Source organism: Neolewinella antarctica (assembly GCF_011927835.1).
GTDB classification, from domain to species: Bacteria; Bacteroidota; Bacteroidia; order Chitinophagales; family Saprospiraceae; genus Neolewinella; species Neolewinella antarctica.
In genome coordinates, this window is sequence record NZ_JAATJH010000003.1 from 485,422 (window position 1) to 501,185 (window position 15,764).

Annotated in this window: 12 protein-coding genes; 4 read left to right on the top strand and 8 right to left on the bottom strand. The window is 55.0% G+C overall.

Translation table 11 applies throughout. The features are described from left to right. The first annotated feature begins 95 nt into the window (after positions 1-95). Complete coding sequence (locus GGR27_RS11875; protein WP_168037666.1) at positions 96-1,151, top strand: acyl-CoA reductase; 1,056 nt, start codon at positions 96-98, stop codon at positions 1,149-1,151. Here GGR27_RS11875 and GGR27_RS11880 read toward each other — a convergent pair. Both GGR27_RS11880 and GGR27_RS11885 read right to left on the bottom strand, forming a co-directional pair. Further along, positions 1,130-2,236: a tryptophan 2,3-dioxygenase family protein gene (locus tag GGR27_RS11880; RefSeq protein WP_168037667.1), complete on the bottom strand. Its 1,107-nt coding sequence runs from the start codon at positions 2,234-2,236 to the stop codon at positions 1,130-1,132. The genes GGR27_RS11875 and GGR27_RS11880 overlap by 22 nt on opposite strands. Before the next feature lie 147 nt (positions 2,237-2,383). Further along, entirely contained in the window at positions 2,384-2,995 is a 612-nt protein-coding gene (locus GGR27_RS11885) for a DUF4136 domain-containing protein (RefSeq protein ID WP_168037668.1), read from the bottom strand. 204 nt (positions 2,996-3,199) lie between these two features. Between GGR27_RS11885 and GGR27_RS11890 the strand changes: the two genes are divergently transcribed. Further along, positions 3,200-4,468, top strand: a complete 1,269-nt coding sequence (locus GGR27_RS11890) for a PQQ-dependent sugar dehydrogenase (RefSeq protein ID WP_168037669.1) — start codon at positions 3,200-3,202, stop codon at positions 4,466-4,468. 75 nt (positions 4,469-4,543) lie between these two features. Here GGR27_RS11890 and GGR27_RS11895 read toward each other — a convergent pair whose 3' ends face one another. Both GGR27_RS11895 and pruA read right to left on the bottom strand, forming a co-directional pair. Further along, positions 4,544-5,956, bottom strand: a complete 1,413-nt coding sequence (locus GGR27_RS11895) for a TlpA family protein disulfide reductase (protein ID WP_168037670.1) — start codon at positions 5,954-5,956, stop codon at positions 4,544-4,546. Between the two features lie 147 nt (positions 5,957-6,103). Then, positions 6,104-7,735, bottom strand: a complete 1,632-nt coding sequence (gene pruA, locus GGR27_RS11900) for an L-glutamate gamma-semialdehyde dehydrogenase (protein WP_168037671.1) — start codon at positions 7,733-7,735, stop codon at positions 6,104-6,106. 279 nt (positions 7,736-8,014) lie between these two features. Here pruA and dnaK point away from each other — a divergent pair, with 279 nt between their 5' ends. Continuing rightward, positions 8,015-9,928: a molecular chaperone DnaK gene (dnaK, locus tag GGR27_RS11905; protein WP_168037672.1), complete on the top strand. Its 1,914-nt coding sequence runs from the start codon at positions 8,015-8,017 to the stop codon at positions 9,926-9,928. A gap of 295 nt (positions 9,929-10,223) precedes the next feature. Next, positions 10,224-10,511 carry a hypothetical protein gene (locus GGR27_RS11910; RefSeq protein ID WP_168037673.1) on the top strand — a complete coding sequence of 96 codons (288 nt, stop codon included), beginning with the start codon at positions 10,224-10,226 and terminating at the stop codon, positions 10,509-10,511. Positions 10,512-10,518: 7 nt separating this feature from the next. Here GGR27_RS11910 and GGR27_RS11915 read toward each other — a convergent pair whose 3' ends face one another. The 4 genes from GGR27_RS11915 to GGR27_RS11930 all read right to left on the bottom strand — a co-directional run bounded on the left by GGR27_RS11915 (position 10,519) and on the right by GGR27_RS11930 (position 15,688). Beyond that, on the bottom strand, positions 10,519-11,763 hold the full coding sequence (locus GGR27_RS11915) for a 1-acyl-sn-glycerol-3-phosphate acyltransferase (protein WP_168037674.1): 1,245 nt from the start codon (positions 11,761-11,763) through the stop codon (positions 10,519-10,521). 5 nt (positions 11,764-11,768) lie between these two features. Then, positions 11,769-12,728: an aspartate carbamoyltransferase catalytic subunit gene (locus tag GGR27_RS11920; protein WP_168037675.1), complete on the bottom strand. Its 960-nt coding sequence runs from the start codon at positions 12,726-12,728 to the stop codon at positions 11,769-11,771. 3 nt (positions 12,729-12,731) lie between these two features. Further along, the gene (pyrR, locus tag GGR27_RS11925) at positions 12,732-13,277 is read right to left on the bottom strand and encodes a bifunctional pyr operon transcriptional regulator/uracil phosphoribosyltransferase PyrR (RefSeq protein WP_168037676.1); all 546 of its coding nucleotides are present in this window, start codon (positions 13,275-13,277) and stop codon (positions 12,732-12,734) included. A gap of 218 nt (positions 13,278-13,495) precedes the next feature. Beyond that, a complete protein-coding gene (locus GGR27_RS11930; RefSeq protein WP_168037677.1) occupies positions 13,496-15,688 on the bottom strand; it encodes a GNAT family N-acetyltransferase in 2,193 nt (730 codons plus the stop codon). Positions 15,689-15,764 lie beyond the last annotated feature (76 nt).

The window sequence follows — 15,764 nt, forward strand, 5'->3', positions numbered from 1 at the left end:
GCGACGTCTCCATCGGTACGGTTGAATCCCCTTGGCGGCGGTTAGCCGTCCGTACCCTACGCCGGATGATGACGCAAGGACCTACCTTCGCGCCCATGACTCTCCAAGACCGCCTTAAAACCCTGCACCAGCTAGCCAACCACCTCGCCGGACCGGAGGATGAATTTCTCACCGCGCTGCAAAAGCGCACTGAGTTCAACAACGGCTGGTTCACTCAGGAGAATCAACGGGCTTCCATTGACGCCATCCGCGACCAGTTTTTGGACAAGGATAACCTAGCGACTTGGCTCACTCAGTACCCAACCCTGCATACCGCGTCCGCGCCCCACAAACAACTGACGGTCGGGCTCGTCCTCGCCGGTAATATCCCACTCGTTGGCTTTCACGATATCCTCTGCGTGTACGTAGCCGGGCACACGGCCCAGATCAAGTTGAGTAGTAAAGATGAATTCGTCCTACCCTATTTATTGAAATTACTCGCCAAGTTCGACGCCCGCGCCGCGGATTATTTCGAATTGAGTGGCCAATTAAAAAACATTGACGCCGTCATCGCCACTGGCTCTAACAACTCCGCCCGGTACTTCGAACAGTATTTCAGTAAATACCCCCACATCATCCGCAAAAACCGCAACGCCGTGGCGGTGCTCTCCGGGAAAGAATCCGTGGAGCAAATGCGTGACCTATGCAATGATGTATTCCAGTACTTCGGCCTCGGCTGCCGCAACGTAAGTAAACTGTACGTCCCCGCCGGCTACGATTTCCAACCCCTCCTGGAGGTCATGCATGAATGGAAACAATTACAAAACCACGTCAAGTGGAAGAATAATTTTGATTACAACTATGCGCTGACGACTTTAAATAAAGTATCCTTTCACCTGACGGGCCCGCTCATGTTATTCGAGGAGAAGGCGATCGTCTCCCGGATTGCTACCCTACATTTTTCTTATTACGAAGATATTGAGGCACTAACCAGTGAACTCCGTACGCACGAGGAAGAAATTCAATTAGTTGTCGCCCAACCCGGTTTGCTGGAATTAAAAACATTTGCCTTCGGTGAAGCACAGCGTCCCGGTCTCAGTGATTACGCCGACGGCGTGGATGCGCTTGCGTTCCTAACGTCGCTGGGGGCTCATGCCCGCCCGGAAGAGTAGTAAAACCCAAGGCTCCGAGCTACCCCCTCCGGTAATTCCGGCAACTCCGACCGGGGAATCAGCAGCGAACTGATGTTGTGAAGATCCCGAAAAATCTTGTGCTTTTCCGCCGTTTGCGAAAGGTACTCGTGGCCGCTGGAGCCCCCCGTCCCGATCTTATTACCGATCATGCGCATCACCATCTGCGCGTGGCGGTAGCGCCAGGTGGTAAGGAGCGCGTCGATGGTGGTGAGTTCCGCCAGTAAATTGAAGGGGATGTTCAGAATTGGCTTATCGCGGTACAGGTTGATGAGGAGGGCGGCAACCGTGGCGTCGTAACTCAGGCGACCCTGGCCGCTGCCCACTAACTCGTCGTGTGACTCCCGGGAAAGGACGTGCTTGAAGTAGGTGCTGCTGTCACCAAGCATCTTGGTGCGCATGGTTTTCATGCGGTCCGTGAGGTAATCGCTTTTATTGATCGCTTCCTTCTCGCGGGCTACCATCCGGTCAACGGCGGCGCGGTAAGCGGAAAGGAAGTCGAAGCCCTCGAACTGAAGGAAAGGGGTCCGTTCCAGCCAACCCTCCACCAACTCGAATAAGCTGCCGCCCTTCTCTATCTCATCCAGTTGCTGCTGTTGCTGTTCGGTAAAAGCAATCTTGTAAGACTTGCCGTGGTAGGTCATGCGGTCGTCTTCCCGGAGGCCGAGCAGGGCTTCAATCATCCTAAACTGCATGCTCTGGAAACCGGAAGCCGGGAAGAGGTAGTCGCGGAAATCCAGAAAATCCAGCGGCGTCATGGTTTCCATCACTTTGATCTGCTCGATCATCAGTTCAATGATCGTGCTCACCCGTTTGAGGCGGAGGAGGACGGTGTTCATGTTGTCCTCGTGCACCCGCTCCTCCCGAAACAGCTTGCAAACGGACGCAAGCTCGGTCAGTATTTGCTTGAACCACAACTCATACGCCTGGTGCATGATGATGAACAGCGTTTCGTCGTGGGCATTTTCCCCGAGCGCCGCGCTCCGGTTCTTCTGCAACGAGAGTAGCGCATCGATCTCCAGGTAATTCTGGTAGTGGATGGTGGTGTATTTTCCTTCGTCTTTCATTGGCCAGAAGGTACGGCGGGTTTGGGGCGCGTAGTACGCCGGCGAACTTCCGCTACGGGTTGTCAAACTATAAAGGGTACGTCCGTCGCAAAAAAAAGCCGGCACGTCGCTGACGTACCGGCTTGAGTAGAATGATTTAAAGACTGATTACCGAGACTTGTTCTCCAGCGGATAAGCCTGGAAAATATCGTCCACCATCGCTCGCATATCGTCCGTGCTCTGGTCGTAGACGCGGTCGGAGGTCATGCCCCGCCATACGGTGTTACCATTTTCGCGGTCGATTAGACTGACGACTACGGTGCCCACCTTCACGTTGTAATAGTCGCGGTCGTAGCCCACAAAGTCGCGGTAGCTATTATAGCCATTGTATGAATAATTGTTGTAATAACCACCGTATGCTGAAGTTCCAACGGTGCCCACCGTACCCGCTGCGTTGTAATTGCGCGTGTACACCCGGTCCACGTCGGAACGGGTTTCGGTTTCTTTGCGCTGGCTGATCAGCACGAGTAGATCGGGGTTGTCGCGGTCGAGCGTATAACCCTGCATTTCCATTTCTTTATTTACTTTATCCACCACGAAACCACCAACGCGCTCGGCGTCTTCCGCCCGTTTCGTTTCTACGTCGGCGTTGGGTAAATAAGCGAATGTTTGATAGGCACTCAGGTCGGCGCTCGTGGGGCGGGACGTAGTGACCCGGGGGCTGCAAGAACTAAAGATAAAGAGCAGCGTGAGACTGAGGCAGGAAGAAAAAATTCTCATAATATGTATTGTATTACGAATGGGTAAATACCCATTCTGGATGCACTGAAAAGTTCGAAACGGTCAGCTCGCGCGTGAGGGGCATAGCTCGTGGTTTCGTTGTCTTCTTAACTCGAGGGTTTCCTACGGTGTTCGGTATATTTCGTGAGCAAGGTGCACGCTACGCACCCCGAACCTCCAAACCCCGGGCGGTGTTTTTCAGGGATGAAAGCTATTGTCTATGTCACCCTTCCACTCGCCCTGCTATTCAGTGCTTGTAATCCAAAAATTTCCGCCGAGCGCAAACAGGCTCTGAGCGAGCAGGGCCCCGACGTCGTACAGACCGCTATCGGTCCGTTGGAACTTCCCAGCCCATACACCACCAAGTCCGCCGTCAAAATCAGCAAAATGGTGGACTGGCCGGAAGGCGCGACGCCGAAGGCCCCCGAGGGTTTCACCGTTACGCGTTTTGCGGACAACCTGGAGCACCCACGGTCTACGTACGTCGGACCGGATGGGAACGTATTTATAGTGGAGAGTAACACCAAGTCCAGTGCTAACCAAATCACGCTGCTTGGCGTCACGGAGGGAAACGTAACGCAGCGTAAAGTATTCGCCGAGAACCTCAACCAACCTTTCGGCATGCTCATCAAGGACGGTTACTTCTACGTAGCTAATACGGACGCAACGCTGCGCTACCCGTACCAAACCGGTCAGGAGAAGCTAACCGGCACTGGCGAAGTCATTCTGCGGACACCACCCCGGGGTTACAACAATCACTGGACGCGTAACCTACTGGCCGGCGACGATAAAATCTACGTCTCGGTCGGCTCCGGCAGTAACGTCGGTGAGAATGGGATGGACGTAGAAGAGGACCGGGCTACCATCATCGAGATTAACCCCGACGGCTCCGGTAAACAGTTGTACGCCACCGGCCTGCGCAACCCGGTCGGGATGGACTGGAACCCCGTCACGGGTGAACTCTGGACGGCCGTCAACGAACGGGATAAGTTGGGCGACGAACTGGTGCCCGATTACTTGACGAGCGTACAAAAAGGTGGTTTCTACGGCTGGCCGTACAGCTACTACGGACAGGTTAAAGACCCCCGCTGGTCGGAGGACCCGCACCAAAAAATGGTTGATGAGGCCATCATGCCCGACGTGCCTTTGGGCGCGCACACCGCTTCGCTCGGTTTAGCTTTCTACACCGGCGACCAATTCCCCGCCCGCTACCGCAACGGCGCCTTCATCGGTCAGCACGGCTCCTGGAACCGGTCGAATTTTAGTGGGTATAAAGTAGTATTCGTACCCTTCGACGCGCAGGGGAAACCACAGGCACCCGAAGATTTCCTTACCGGGTTTATTGTGGACGGTGACGGCAGCCAGGTCTACGGCCGGCCCGTCGGCATAACGCTGCATCCGGATGGTTACCTGCTCGTTTGTGATGACGATGCGGGGATTATTTGGAAGGTGGCGGCTGATGCTGCTGGGTAGGGTGATTTGTGTCAATAACGCCTAACGTTACGGGCTTTCGGTGACACACCGGTCCGACATTACAATGATCGTCGGTCAATTGAGCAAACCGACAATCATTTTTTCGAGCAAGGGATCATCCGGTTTGGGACACTGGCGGCAAACAACCTCCTCCTCATGTACCAGTACGTAGGTTGGCGCACCTACGGAACCCAGCGCATCGATCAGGATTGGTTTTTGTTGTTTGCTCAGGTAGAAATGCTTGGCGGGTGGCGGTTGGTGCTTCTCTATGTAGGGAAGCCAGTTTTTCCGGGCGGTTTCAAAAGCTACGTAGACCAGTTCAAGTTCCGGATAGCGCTCCAGTAGTTTTGCTTCTGCGGGTTGCTGCACGATACAAGGGTAACAACCCTCGAACCAAAATTTGTAGAGAGTTAGCGGTTTGGTCCGTTTGTCGCTGGGTTTCGCCACGTCGCCAGTGGTAGTCAGCAATTCGGAATTGAGTAAGATTTTAATTCCAGACGCGTTGCTACGGGCGGCGATGAGTCGGCCTTGTTGTTCGTCGAGTCGCCGCAGATACGCAGGTGATAACTCCTTGCGGATGCGGGCGAGATTTTCATCCTTGCCCTCGTACATGCGTTGGTCGGCTTGCTGATTGAAAGCAAAGGCACTCAAGGATTCTGAGCGTTGCTGCGGCAGTGGAAATTTAGTAATTAGGTAATCCGAAATCCTTCCGTAGTTACGCGCGCCCGCTGACGACGAAGCATCGGCGGGCCCCTGGTGAGTATACATCGCTACGCTACCGATCAAGCGATTGTACAGCACGTTATCGTAGTAATCTGGGTTGTTTAGTATCAAATCCGCACGGCTTAGTAGCTGCGGTGAAATAGTCAAGGTGTCTCCGTAGAAAAACTGCATATACCCCTTCTTGTCAAATACGTCGGACAGTACCGCCAAGTCAACCTCGTGACGGACGAAACTGTCGAGCCAGACTGCGGGAGCATCCGCCTTAGTTTGCGACCAGGAGGCTGCGTACCTGGCAGTGAGTTCGGTGCGTAGGTGATCTAAAGTATCCGTCATTTCGGGTTGACGACCTGCCGGGCGAATCGGCAGTAAATTTCCGTCGAGATAAGTATAGTGAGCTTCCCACGGTCCGGCGTTGCGCATTGAATCGGTGAGAACGAGTTTGCGGTCCAGCCCCGGCAGAAGTGGCCGTAAAGAATGGTTGAATCCCAGACCAACAAAGCAATCCGCCGCCACGAAGATGTCTAGCGATACGGTCGCTGAATCCCCCGGTAGCAACTTGCCGGGGTAATCTCCCTCCACGAAATCCGGCACGTCGCGGGTTGATATGTCTAATTCTAGCGTATCAGCGGAAGCATTAACGACGGTCAAACTAGTAGTTACCGGTTGCAGGAAACTAGCTCCCTTCCAGGGGACTTCATCGGTTGGTTGGGCACGGTTGCAGGTGCAAAGAAAGGCCAGTGATAGGAGCAGGGTAAAGTGGCGCAAGTGATTGAGGTTTCTCGCACAGATGCCTAAACTACCAAAAACGGTGGGCCAGCCCGTATTTAAACGGACCGACCCACTAACCTTGCTTATTTCAGCGTAACCCAGCACCCGCGACCGCGCCAAATGGCAACAGTAGCGACGCTAAAACTACTCGCCCAAAAATGGGTACCGGTAATCCCGCGGCGCGGCAAAGTTCTCCTTGATCAAACGCATGGAAATCCAGCGGTGCAGATTCAAGGGCGAACCAGCCTTGTCGTTCGTGCCCGAGCCCCGCGCCCCACCGAAGGGTTGCTGCCCGACGACGGCACCCGTAGGCTTATCGTTCACGTAAAAGTTGCCGGCCGAGTTCTCCAGCGCCCGCGTGGCGTGGTTGATCACCTGGCGGTCCTGCGCGAAAACGGCACCGGTCAGCGCGTAGGGTGAAGTAGTGTCGACGAGTTTGAGCGTCTCCTCCCACTGGTCGTCTTCGTAAACGTAGATCGTCAGGACGGGGCCGAAGATTTCCTCCTCCATCGTCGTGGAGTGGGGATCAGTTGTCACGATCACCGTCGGCTCGATGAAGAAGCCTTTTGACTTATCGTAGCCACCACCAGCGATGATCTCGCTGGTAGACTTAGCCTTCTCTCCATCGATGTATTTAGCAATCTTGTCGAAAGACCGCTCGTCGATGACGGCGTTGACAAAATTACCGAACTCCTCAACCGTACCCATCTTGAGGGTATCCATGTCAGCTACCAAGCGCTCCTTTATCGAAGGCCATAAGGAAGCCGGCAAATAAGCGCGACTGGCGGCGGAACACTTCTGCCCCTGGAACTCAAACGAGCCTCGCAAACAAGCGACGGCCACCTGTTCGGCGTCCGAAGAAGGGTGAGCGACGATGAAGTCTTTACCGCCCGTCTCGCCCACGATGCGCGGGTAGCTGCGGTAGCTGGTAATGTTGTTACCGATCTCTTTCCAGAGATTCTGGAAAACACCCGTCGAACCGGTAAAGTGGAGGCCGGCGAAGTCACGGTGCTTGAACACGATGTTCCCTACTTCCGGGCCGTCCGTGTAAATCAAGTTAATAACCCCCGGTGGCAGACCGGCGGCTTCGAACAGCTCCATGATCACGACGGCGGAGTAAATCTGCGTCTCGGCCGGCTTCCAGATGACGGTGTTGCCGCAAAGCGCGGGTGCTGCCGGTAGGTTAGCGGCAATGGAGGTGAAGTTGAACGGCGTAATGGCCAGAACGAAACCTTCCAGTGGCCGGTACTCCAATTTGTTCCAGGTCGGCTTCGGTGAATGTAAGGGCTGATCCTTAATGATCTCCTGGTAGAAGTAGGCGTTGAAACGGAAGAAGTCACACAATTCGGCGACGGCGTCGATATCAGCCTGGTAAGCGTTCTTGGATTGCCCCAGCATCGTGGCGGCATTCATCCGCGCGCGGAACGGTCCGGATAGCAAGTCGGCGGCGCGCAGGAAAACGGCGGCCCGCTCGTGCCACGGCGTATCCGCCCAGGCTTGCTTGGCGTTCGCGGCCGCTTCAATGGCCTGGTGGACGTGCTCCGTGGTGCCCCGGTAAAAATGACCGAGGGTGTGTGACCGCTCGTGCGGCGGGTGGACGCTCACTTTTTCTCCTTCGAGAATACGCTTTCCGTTAATGAAAGCGGGCAACTCGCGTGTTTCTGACTTGGCCTGACGCAGCGCTTCCTTGAGTTCTTTGGTTTCCGCGCTTTCCGGGGCGTAGTTAAATACGGGCTCGTTGGCCGGTATGTCGATATTAAATATGGCGTTGGACATGATACTTTCTTTTTTGTTAGGCGGGGCGAAGGTACAATTTCGAACGGTAGACAAATGCCGATGCCTTAATCGTTGCTTCGCGCTTCTATCACGCGTTGCCTACCCACTTTGTTTCCCATCTGTCATTTTGGCAAACGCTTGTGTACGGGAATGACACGACCAGTTAAATCGGGGACGGCTACTGACCTTTCGACACCCAACGCTCTTCACGGCGGCATGGCACAACCCTTGCTTAATAGGGACCGACAAGCATAAAAATCAACCCTAAAATATATAAGTATGAGCAAGATAATCGGTATCGACTTAGGTACAACAAACTCGTGTGTAGCGGTAATGGAAGGCAGCGAGCCGACCGTCATCTATAATGAAGAAGGCCGCAACACAACCCCTTCCATCGTCGCTTTTCTCGACGGTGGCGAGCGCAAGATCGGCGAACCCGCCAAGCGCCAGGCCATCACGAACCCAACCCGGACGGTCGCTTCCATCAAGCGATTCATGGGCATGCGCTTCGACGAAAGCTCGAATGACGTTGGCCGCGTAGCCTATAAGGTCGTCAAGGGCGACAACGGCGTTGCCCGCGTCGATATCGACGGACGCCTCTACACGCCGCAGGAAATTAGCGCGATGGTTCTTCAGAAAATGAAGAAGACCGCCGAAGATTTCATTGGTAGCGAAGTGACTGAAGCGGTTATTACCGTTCCCGCTTACTTCAACGATAGTCAGCGCCAGGCAACCAAGGAAGCCGGTGAGATTGCCGGATTGAAAGTTCGCCGGATCATCAACGAGCCAACCGCCGCCGCCCTCGCTTACGGTATGGATAAGCGGAGCAAAGACATGACGATCGCCGTGTATGACCTCGGTGGTGGTACGTTCGACGTTTCCGTCCTCGACCTCGGTGACGGTGTTTTCGAAGTGAAGTCCACCAATGGTGACACCCACCTCGGTGGTGACGACTTCGACCGCGTCCTGATCGACTTCCTCGCCGGAGAATTCAAGAGCCAGGAAAATATCGACCTCACGAAAGACCCCATGGCCCTCCAGCGCCTCAAAGAAGCGGCGGAGAAAGCTAAGATCGAACTGAGTTCTTCCACCGAAACGGAAGTAAACCTTCCCTACATCACCGCCGTCGACGGCGTGCCCAAGCACCTGGTCGTAAAGATCAGCCGCGCGAAATTCGAGCAATTAGCTGACGAACTCGTTCAGCGGACGCTGAAGCCTTGCCAGGAAGCACTGAAAGATGCTGGTTTGGACAAAGAAGAGATCGACGAGGTAATTCTCGTAGGTGGTTCTACCCGGATTCCAGCCATCCAGGAAGCCGTCGAGAAGTTCTTCGGCAAGAAGCCTAATAAAGGTGTGAACCCCGACGAAGTAGTAGCCGTAGGTGCCGCCATCCAGGGTGGTGTACTTTCCGGTGACGTTAAGGATGTTCTCCTCCTCGACGTAACCCCGCTGAGCCTCGGTATCGAAGTAATGGGTGGTATGTTCGACAAGATCATCGACGCCAACACGACCATTCCTTCTAAGAAGTCCAAAGTCTACTCGACCGCAACGGACAATCAGCCGAGCGTGGAAATCCACGTCCTTCAGGGTGAGCGTTCGATGAGTAAGGATAACCGCCCCATCGGCCGTTTCGTCCTCAGCGATATTCCACCCGCACCCCGCGGTGTACCTCAGGTAGAAGTAACCTTCAACCTGAATGCCGACGGTATGCTCGAAGTATCCGCTAAGGATAAGGGCACCGGTAAGGAACAGTCCATTAAGATCGAAGCCGGTACCGGTTTGAGCGACGCGGACATCCAACGGATGAAAGCCGAAGCCGAAGCCAACGCCGACGAGGACGCGAAGTCAAAAGACCGCGTTGAGAAGATCAACGGTGCCGACCAGCTGATCTTCCAGACGGACAAGCAGCTCAAGGAATTCGGTGAGAAGATCCCCGCTGAAAAGCGTACCGTGATCGACACCACGCTGAACGACCTGAAGGACGCTCACAAGTCAGAAAATCTGGACAAGATCACTTCCGCTACGGAAGCCCTGACCGCCGCTTGGAACGACGCCAGCCAGGACATCTACGCCGCTCAGCAGGACGGTGCCGGTGGACCCGAAGGCGCTGACGCAGGAGCCGGAGAAGGTGACGACACCAAAGGTGCCGAAGACGTGCAGGACGTCGAGTTCGAGGAAGTTGAAGGGAAGTAATTCCTGAAGATTCCTGGATTTTATTCCTCAATAAATTAGCCCGCTCTCCTCTGGAGGGCGGGCTTTTTTTGTTTGGTGGATAAATTCTGTGGCCGAATTGTCGGGAGTGATGTTTGAAGTGATTGATAATTGATCTTACACAACCGGATTATGCCACATAGCACGAAGTACTGCGCAGCAAAACACAAAAAACACACAGGAATAAGTAAACGGTGCTTCGGCGTAGCCGTATACCGATTTTTGTGCTTTTGTGTTTATGTGGCGAAATGATCTGCGTAATATCAGTTAATAATATATGTCCACCCGCCCTAACGTTTCCGTTGGAACGACCGTCTTTCCAGTACCTGAAACCCTGGAAATGACCCGCATTAATAGTATTTATGGACAATTACGCCGCTTTGCGCCGCTCCTGCTTTTCATTGGTGGCACGCTGGTATTACTATTAGCCGAGCGGCCTCGACCTAGTGGTGGGAAAGGTGAGGGATTACAGCAGATCATTGGTGAGCATATTGTCGAATCCATCGAAAGCGTGCGCAAAGTGGATAAAACTAGCCACGCGCTGACGACGGTTTCACTACCGTGATGCCTTACTAGGTGCTGGTTCGCACTTGAGACTCTTCCACCGAGCTCATCTGGATGGCTTGGTAATGCTTAATTAATTGGGACTTGTCCAGCGGCTCCAACTGCTCGAATTTCCGCTGCTGGTGCCACTCATATATTTTTTCCCACTGACGAATAGCTGGCTTCACCGTCAGCACGGCGAGCACGATCCAAATCTTAAATAACCACGGAAGTACCAACAGGCCGATTGGGAAAAGCACGAGCGTACTAACGGCCACCACGGTGAACCGGACCGGGTTATAAAATTCGATCGTATTCACTTTAGCGGTGGCGATGTACTGAGCCAGTAGCCAAATTGGAAAAATGGGTAGTTGGATAAGTACGGCAACTAGCGAAAGTGCCAGCTCCCAAATCGGTCGTGCCAAAATATCTTTGCTCTTTACCCCTTCCGTGGCACCCGCGACCGCGCCCATCTCTACGCCTGTTTGCTGTAGTAATGTTGCTAATTTTCCTGCCGTTTCCACGTGCTGGTCCGTCTTCGCCGCAAGCTCGATTTCTCGGTCGAGTGTTGCAGGCCGGTGCGCGTCCAGCAAAATCTCCCCTGCCGCACTCACTCCCCGGCTGGGAAATTGCACGATTAGGGGTTGGAGGCGCTGTCGCAGGTGCCGGGTAAATTCGCTGAGCGCGGCGTTGGGGGAGGCCCGGTAACCACGCAGGTAGTCAGAAGCTAAAATTGGTTCCCCACACCGAATCATCACGTCCGAACGGACCCGTTCCGCCCGCGTAAAGTTGACTCCGACCGGCAAGACGTACACCTCCGGCAGAGTAGCATCCGCCTCCAAAGCACCCAACGCAATCCGTGCCGTTCCCTTGACCAGCGGGCGCAGTGCCTTCTCGTGGATGCACGACCCCTCGGCCATGATCATGACGGCCTTACGATCGCTAAGCACCCGAAAGCAATCGTCGAAAGTAGAGAAGTTGTTCCGCAACTTCCCGAAGCCACCATCCTTGAGCCGGTACACCGGCAGGATATTCAACGCCCGGAGGGTTGCCGTAGCCAGGGCATTTTTGTACAAATCTCCTCGCGCCAAAAAGTGCAGATTCCGCGATTGAAAACAAGCCATGATGCACGGCTCTAGGAAACCGGTCGGGTGATTAGCCGCCAGAATCACGGCACCATTCTTAGGAATATTCTCCAGGCCCGAAAGCTGAATATCCCGGAAATAATACTTGAAGACGTAACGCACAACCGGCCGGACGATGAAATAAAGCATAAACGTTAGACGAGCCCGCCGGACTCCGTTTTCCGCCGTGCCGCAAGTAAATACAGCACCGCCATCCGGACCGCAACGCCATTTTCCACCTGCTCCAAAATAATACTGTGCTCCGAATCCGCCACTGACGTGTCGATCTCCACCCCCCGGTTGATCGGCCCCGGGTGCATGATGATGACCGGCTTGTCCAGTCGATCGACGCGCTCGCGAGTAATGCCGAAATAGCGATTGTACTCGCGCAGGGAAGGGATAAATTTTGTGTCCTGCCGCTCCAGTTGGATGCGCAACACGTTGGCCACGTCACACCAGGCGAGACTATCGTCCACGTCGTAGCTGACTTCTACGCCCAGGCTGGAAATGTGTTTGGGGATCAGCGTCGGCGGACCACAGACCCGGACGTGCGCACCAAGTTTTTGTAAGCAAAAAATGTTGGATAGCGCCACGCGGGAGTGCGTCACGTCACCGAAAATACAGACTTTTTTACCCCGTAAATCACCCCCGAGTGCATCCCGCATCGAGTAAGCATCGAGTAATGCCTGCGTTGGGTGTTCGTGCGTTCCGTCACCGGCATTGATGATGCTAGCGTTGATTTTAGAAGCTAAAAAGTGATGAGCCCCCGGCGCGGGGTGGCGCATGACGACCATATCGACTTTCATCGCCAGAATGTTATTTACGGTATCGAGCAAGGTTTCTCCCTTCTTGACGGAAGAACTGGCGGCGCTGAAATTAACCGTATCCGCGCTCAGCCGTTTCTCCGCCAGCTCAAAACTGATGCGCGTCCGGGTAGAGTTTTCGAAGAATAGATTGGCAACGGTGGTGTCCCGCAGACTAGGGACTTTTTTGATCGGCCGGTTGATCACCTCTTTAAACTGGAGCGCCGTGTCGAGAATAAGCTCAACGTCACTGGCCAGGAGATACTTGATCCCGAGTACGTGTTGAACGGACAATTGCTGATCGGCGGCCATCGCTTAGGTTTCGGAGCTGGTGAGGAGAATCTGGTCGGTGCCCTGCTGCTCGGCCCACTGGACGTCGACGTATTCGTCGTGCAGGGTATCCACGGAAATACCCCGGTAATCCGCCCGGATGGGTAGCGTCCGACGGAAACGGCGGTCGACCATCACCAAAAGTTCGACCTGGGCGGGGCGGCCGTAGTGGTTAAGGGCGGTGAGTGCGCTCAGGGTGGTGCGGCCGCTGTAGAGCACGTCGTCCACCAGGATGACCCGTTTGTCTTCCACTAAAAAGTCGATTTCCGTCTGATGGGGCGTCAACGGACCCTTTGCGGTACGGAAATCATCCCGGTAAAAGGTGGTATCCAGTTTGCCGTAGGGGAAGGAGTTTATGCCCATTTCCAACAGCCGCTGGCGAATGCGTGCCGCCAATTGGACCCCGCCCGTCTGGATACCAATAATGCACGTATCACTAAAGTCGCCGTGCTCTTCGATGAGGTGGCGGCACAAGCGCTCGATGGTGAGCGCGAAGCGGGCGGCGTTGTGGATGATCTGTTGGGCGGGCATTGCGGGGGCTAAGGTAGAGAAGGTAGTTGAGACTGGGGGGCACTACGAGTAATCGGACCAAAAATTAGCTGACTTCTGCTTCGCTGAACTCAGCTAATTATTGATCCGACCACCTCACCACGCTAACTAAATGAATGGAGGAGGTCGGAACAACAAAATAGACAGCGCAGCCTTCTATTTTTTGGTCCGAACTCTCGTCTCGTAGCTAACCGAGCCACCTACCCCCGCCGCCGCAACTTATCCAGCAACAGCGCAATCTTCAAATTAAGCGTAGCCCCCGCATCGAAATACTGCTTATCCAGAATGAGGTGGCCTCCGTCAACGGAAGGCTCCTTCATGAGCTTGTAAACGACCTGGCCGGGCGGCTGGAAAATGTTCTTCCAGTAAATCGCCGAGTCGGTCATCGAAAACCCGTTCTTGGCCTGGCTGACCAGGCTCTGGTCGCAGATGAACAGGATGCGTTCGTCCCTGGCGGCGGTGAGGAAGGTTTCGGTCGCGTTCTTCAGCGCCCGGGCGGGCATCGTGACGAAGTCCGTATAAACGAGGTCGGATTCATTTTCAAAGTCAAGGTAGTCCATCGTCATGCGAAAGATGTCGACTTTGTCCCAGTCGGCGGACTGGTAGCGAAGTAGCTTTTGCGGGAAAACGCCCCGGTGCAGATCGCGGGCCGCCTCCACCAGGAAAAACTCCACCAGGTCGGCCTGTACGTTGGTGATGCGGTCGGCGACTAACGGGGTCTCCGGACTAGTTTGTAACCACTTGTTGAGACTCGCCAGACTACTGTCGCGAACCTGCTGAAATTCCGCATCCATTTCGAGCTTGCTGACGTAACGCGGCACGGCCTTGACGCCGAAGTAATTAGTCACCTTCCTGGTCAAAAGGTTGCGAAAGTCCTGCTTCAGGCCAGCGGTCGTGAACCGTGGTGGGGGTGTTTTCTCAGTCTTCTTATCCGTCGGTTCTTGTTCACCGGCTGGTCCGTCGGACATGTCCGCTTTCGGTAGGTCGGTTAGTCGCAACGGGGTCGGGTCGTCAGTATTCAGGTCAGTAGGGTCCGGATGGGTAATGATGATGGCGTTGGTTTCGGCTTCGGTTTGCTGCGGGGTACCGCAATTGAAGCAAAAACGCGCGGAGCGGGGAAGGGAAGTATTGCAATTCGGGCAGGGGCTCGTATCCATTGCCTTGGCGCCATCGGGTTCCTTCGTGTCTCGTACTTTTTCCGTCACCGGCGTCGGTTGGGCGGCGGGGTTCGGTGCTCCCGCTTTCGGCGCCGTCGTGTCGACTATTTCAAATTCGATTTCACTACCCGCCTTTACGGGGTCTCCGCCTTGCTTTTTGTCAGTCTTGGAATTTTCACGCCGCACGTCTTCGAAACCAAACTCAAAACTCGGCTCGCCGGCAGGCTTTTCGGGCGCTGCCTCAGCGCCTACCGTGGGTGCGGGATTGTCCTCTTGCGGAAGAGCTGGCCGTTGACCCTCCGTAACCATTTTCTCCGCCAGCGCATCCACCGCCGCGCGGGCGGAGGCTACGGGAACGCTGGAGACGGGGCGGGCGGGTTTCAGTTTCACCACCGGTGGCGGACCCACCGGTTTACCTTCCTTACGAGCTTTTGCCCGCGCGATGAAAGCTTCTAGCTCGTTGAGCGTATCGGTATCCAGATTGGTTTCTTCAAACAGCGGCGTGCCTGGCTCGGCGGTGGTCAGGGCGTTGTCGCCGGACGAAAAGAGCGGGGCTTCGTCGGTGGTGAGGTTGTAGTCGGGTAGGGAGCTAAACGCTGTTTCTTCCGCCGCAAGGTTGTAGTTGGGCAGTGCTTCGTAGACGGGCTCGTCGGCGGCGGTGGGGAAGTTGTCTTCTCCGGAAGAAAGTGGCTCGGTAGCGGATGAAGTCGCTCCGGTATCCGCGGCCTTCGTGGGCACCACCGGGACGTCCTCCGCCTCCCGTAACATTAGCGTGCGTGGGATGGCAAATTCGCCGGCCATTTCTCCGGTGTCAAAGAAATCATACTTGGCAAAAAAAGCTTTCGCCCGCTCGTTGTAGTGACGCACCGCGATCGAGACGGGGCGGTGGCGCCCGATATGATCCAGGGCCGCGTCGACTAATTTTCCGGCGACGCCCTTTCCCCAGTACGTCCGCTTAACGATCAGCGTAGTGATCTCGGCGTAGGAACGGGCTCGCCCGTCCGCAATTACGTAACCCACCAGGCTCCGTGATTTGGGGTCGATGGCCACGAACACTCCGAATTGTTCCCGGTCGAGAGCACTGATGACTTCGGTGCGGGCCGTTTCCACCATCTGGTCGTTTTCGGTACGCTGCTCGTCCGCCAAGCCATCTACGTCGAAGGCGGGGAAAATGGCTTGCCAGACGAAAGTTTCGAGGTGGTTGAAGTCGGCGCTACGGGCGTTACGGATGGTCATTGGTGTGCTGCTGTGCTGGGTAAAATGGCTAGACAAATATACACGGCGGCAAACTATTTGTTGCACCTTCGGTAAG

Excerpts from the sequence above, each read along its gene's own strand:
- GGR27_RS11890 (WP_168037669.1), top strand. The coding sequence starts at position 3,200 with ATGAAAGCTATTGTCTATGTCACCCTTCCACTCGCCCTGCTATTCAGT.
- GGR27_RS11920 (WP_168037675.1), bottom strand. The coding sequence starts at position 12,728 with ATGGCCGCCGATCAGCAATTGTCCGTTCAACACGTACTCGGGATCAAG.
- pyrR (WP_168037676.1), bottom strand. The coding sequence starts at position 13,277 with ATGCCCGCCCAACAGATCATCCACAACGCCGCCCGCTTCGCGCTCACC.
- GGR27_RS11915 (WP_168037674.1), bottom strand. The coding sequence starts at position 11,763 with ATGCTTTATTTCATCGTCCGGCCGGTTGTGCGTTACGTCTTCAAGTAT.
- GGR27_RS11910 (WP_168037673.1), top strand. The coding sequence starts at position 10,224 with ATGTCCACCCGCCCTAACGTTTCCGTTGGAACGACCGTCTTTCCAGTA.
- dnaK (WP_168037672.1), top strand. The coding sequence starts at position 8,015 with ATGAGCAAGATAATCGGTATCGACTTAGGTACAACAAACTCGTGTGTA.
- GGR27_RS11885 (WP_168037668.1), bottom strand. The coding sequence starts at position 2,995 with ATGAGAATTTTTTCTTCCTGCCTCAGTCTCACGCTGCTCTTTATCTTT.
- GGR27_RS11930 (WP_168037677.1), bottom strand. The coding sequence starts at position 15,688 with ATGACCATCCGTAACGCCCGTAGCGCCGACTTCAACCACCTCGAAACT.
- pruA (WP_168037671.1), bottom strand. The coding sequence starts at position 7,735 with ATGTCCAACGCCATATTTAATATCGACATACCGGCCAACGAGCCCGTA.
- GGR27_RS11880 (WP_168037667.1), bottom strand. The coding sequence starts at position 2,236 with ATGAAAGACGAAGGAAAATACACCACCATCCACTACCAGAATTACCTG.
- GGR27_RS11875 (WP_168037666.1), top strand. The coding sequence starts at position 96 with ATGACTCTCCAAGACCGCCTTAAAACCCTGCACCAGCTAGCCAACCAC.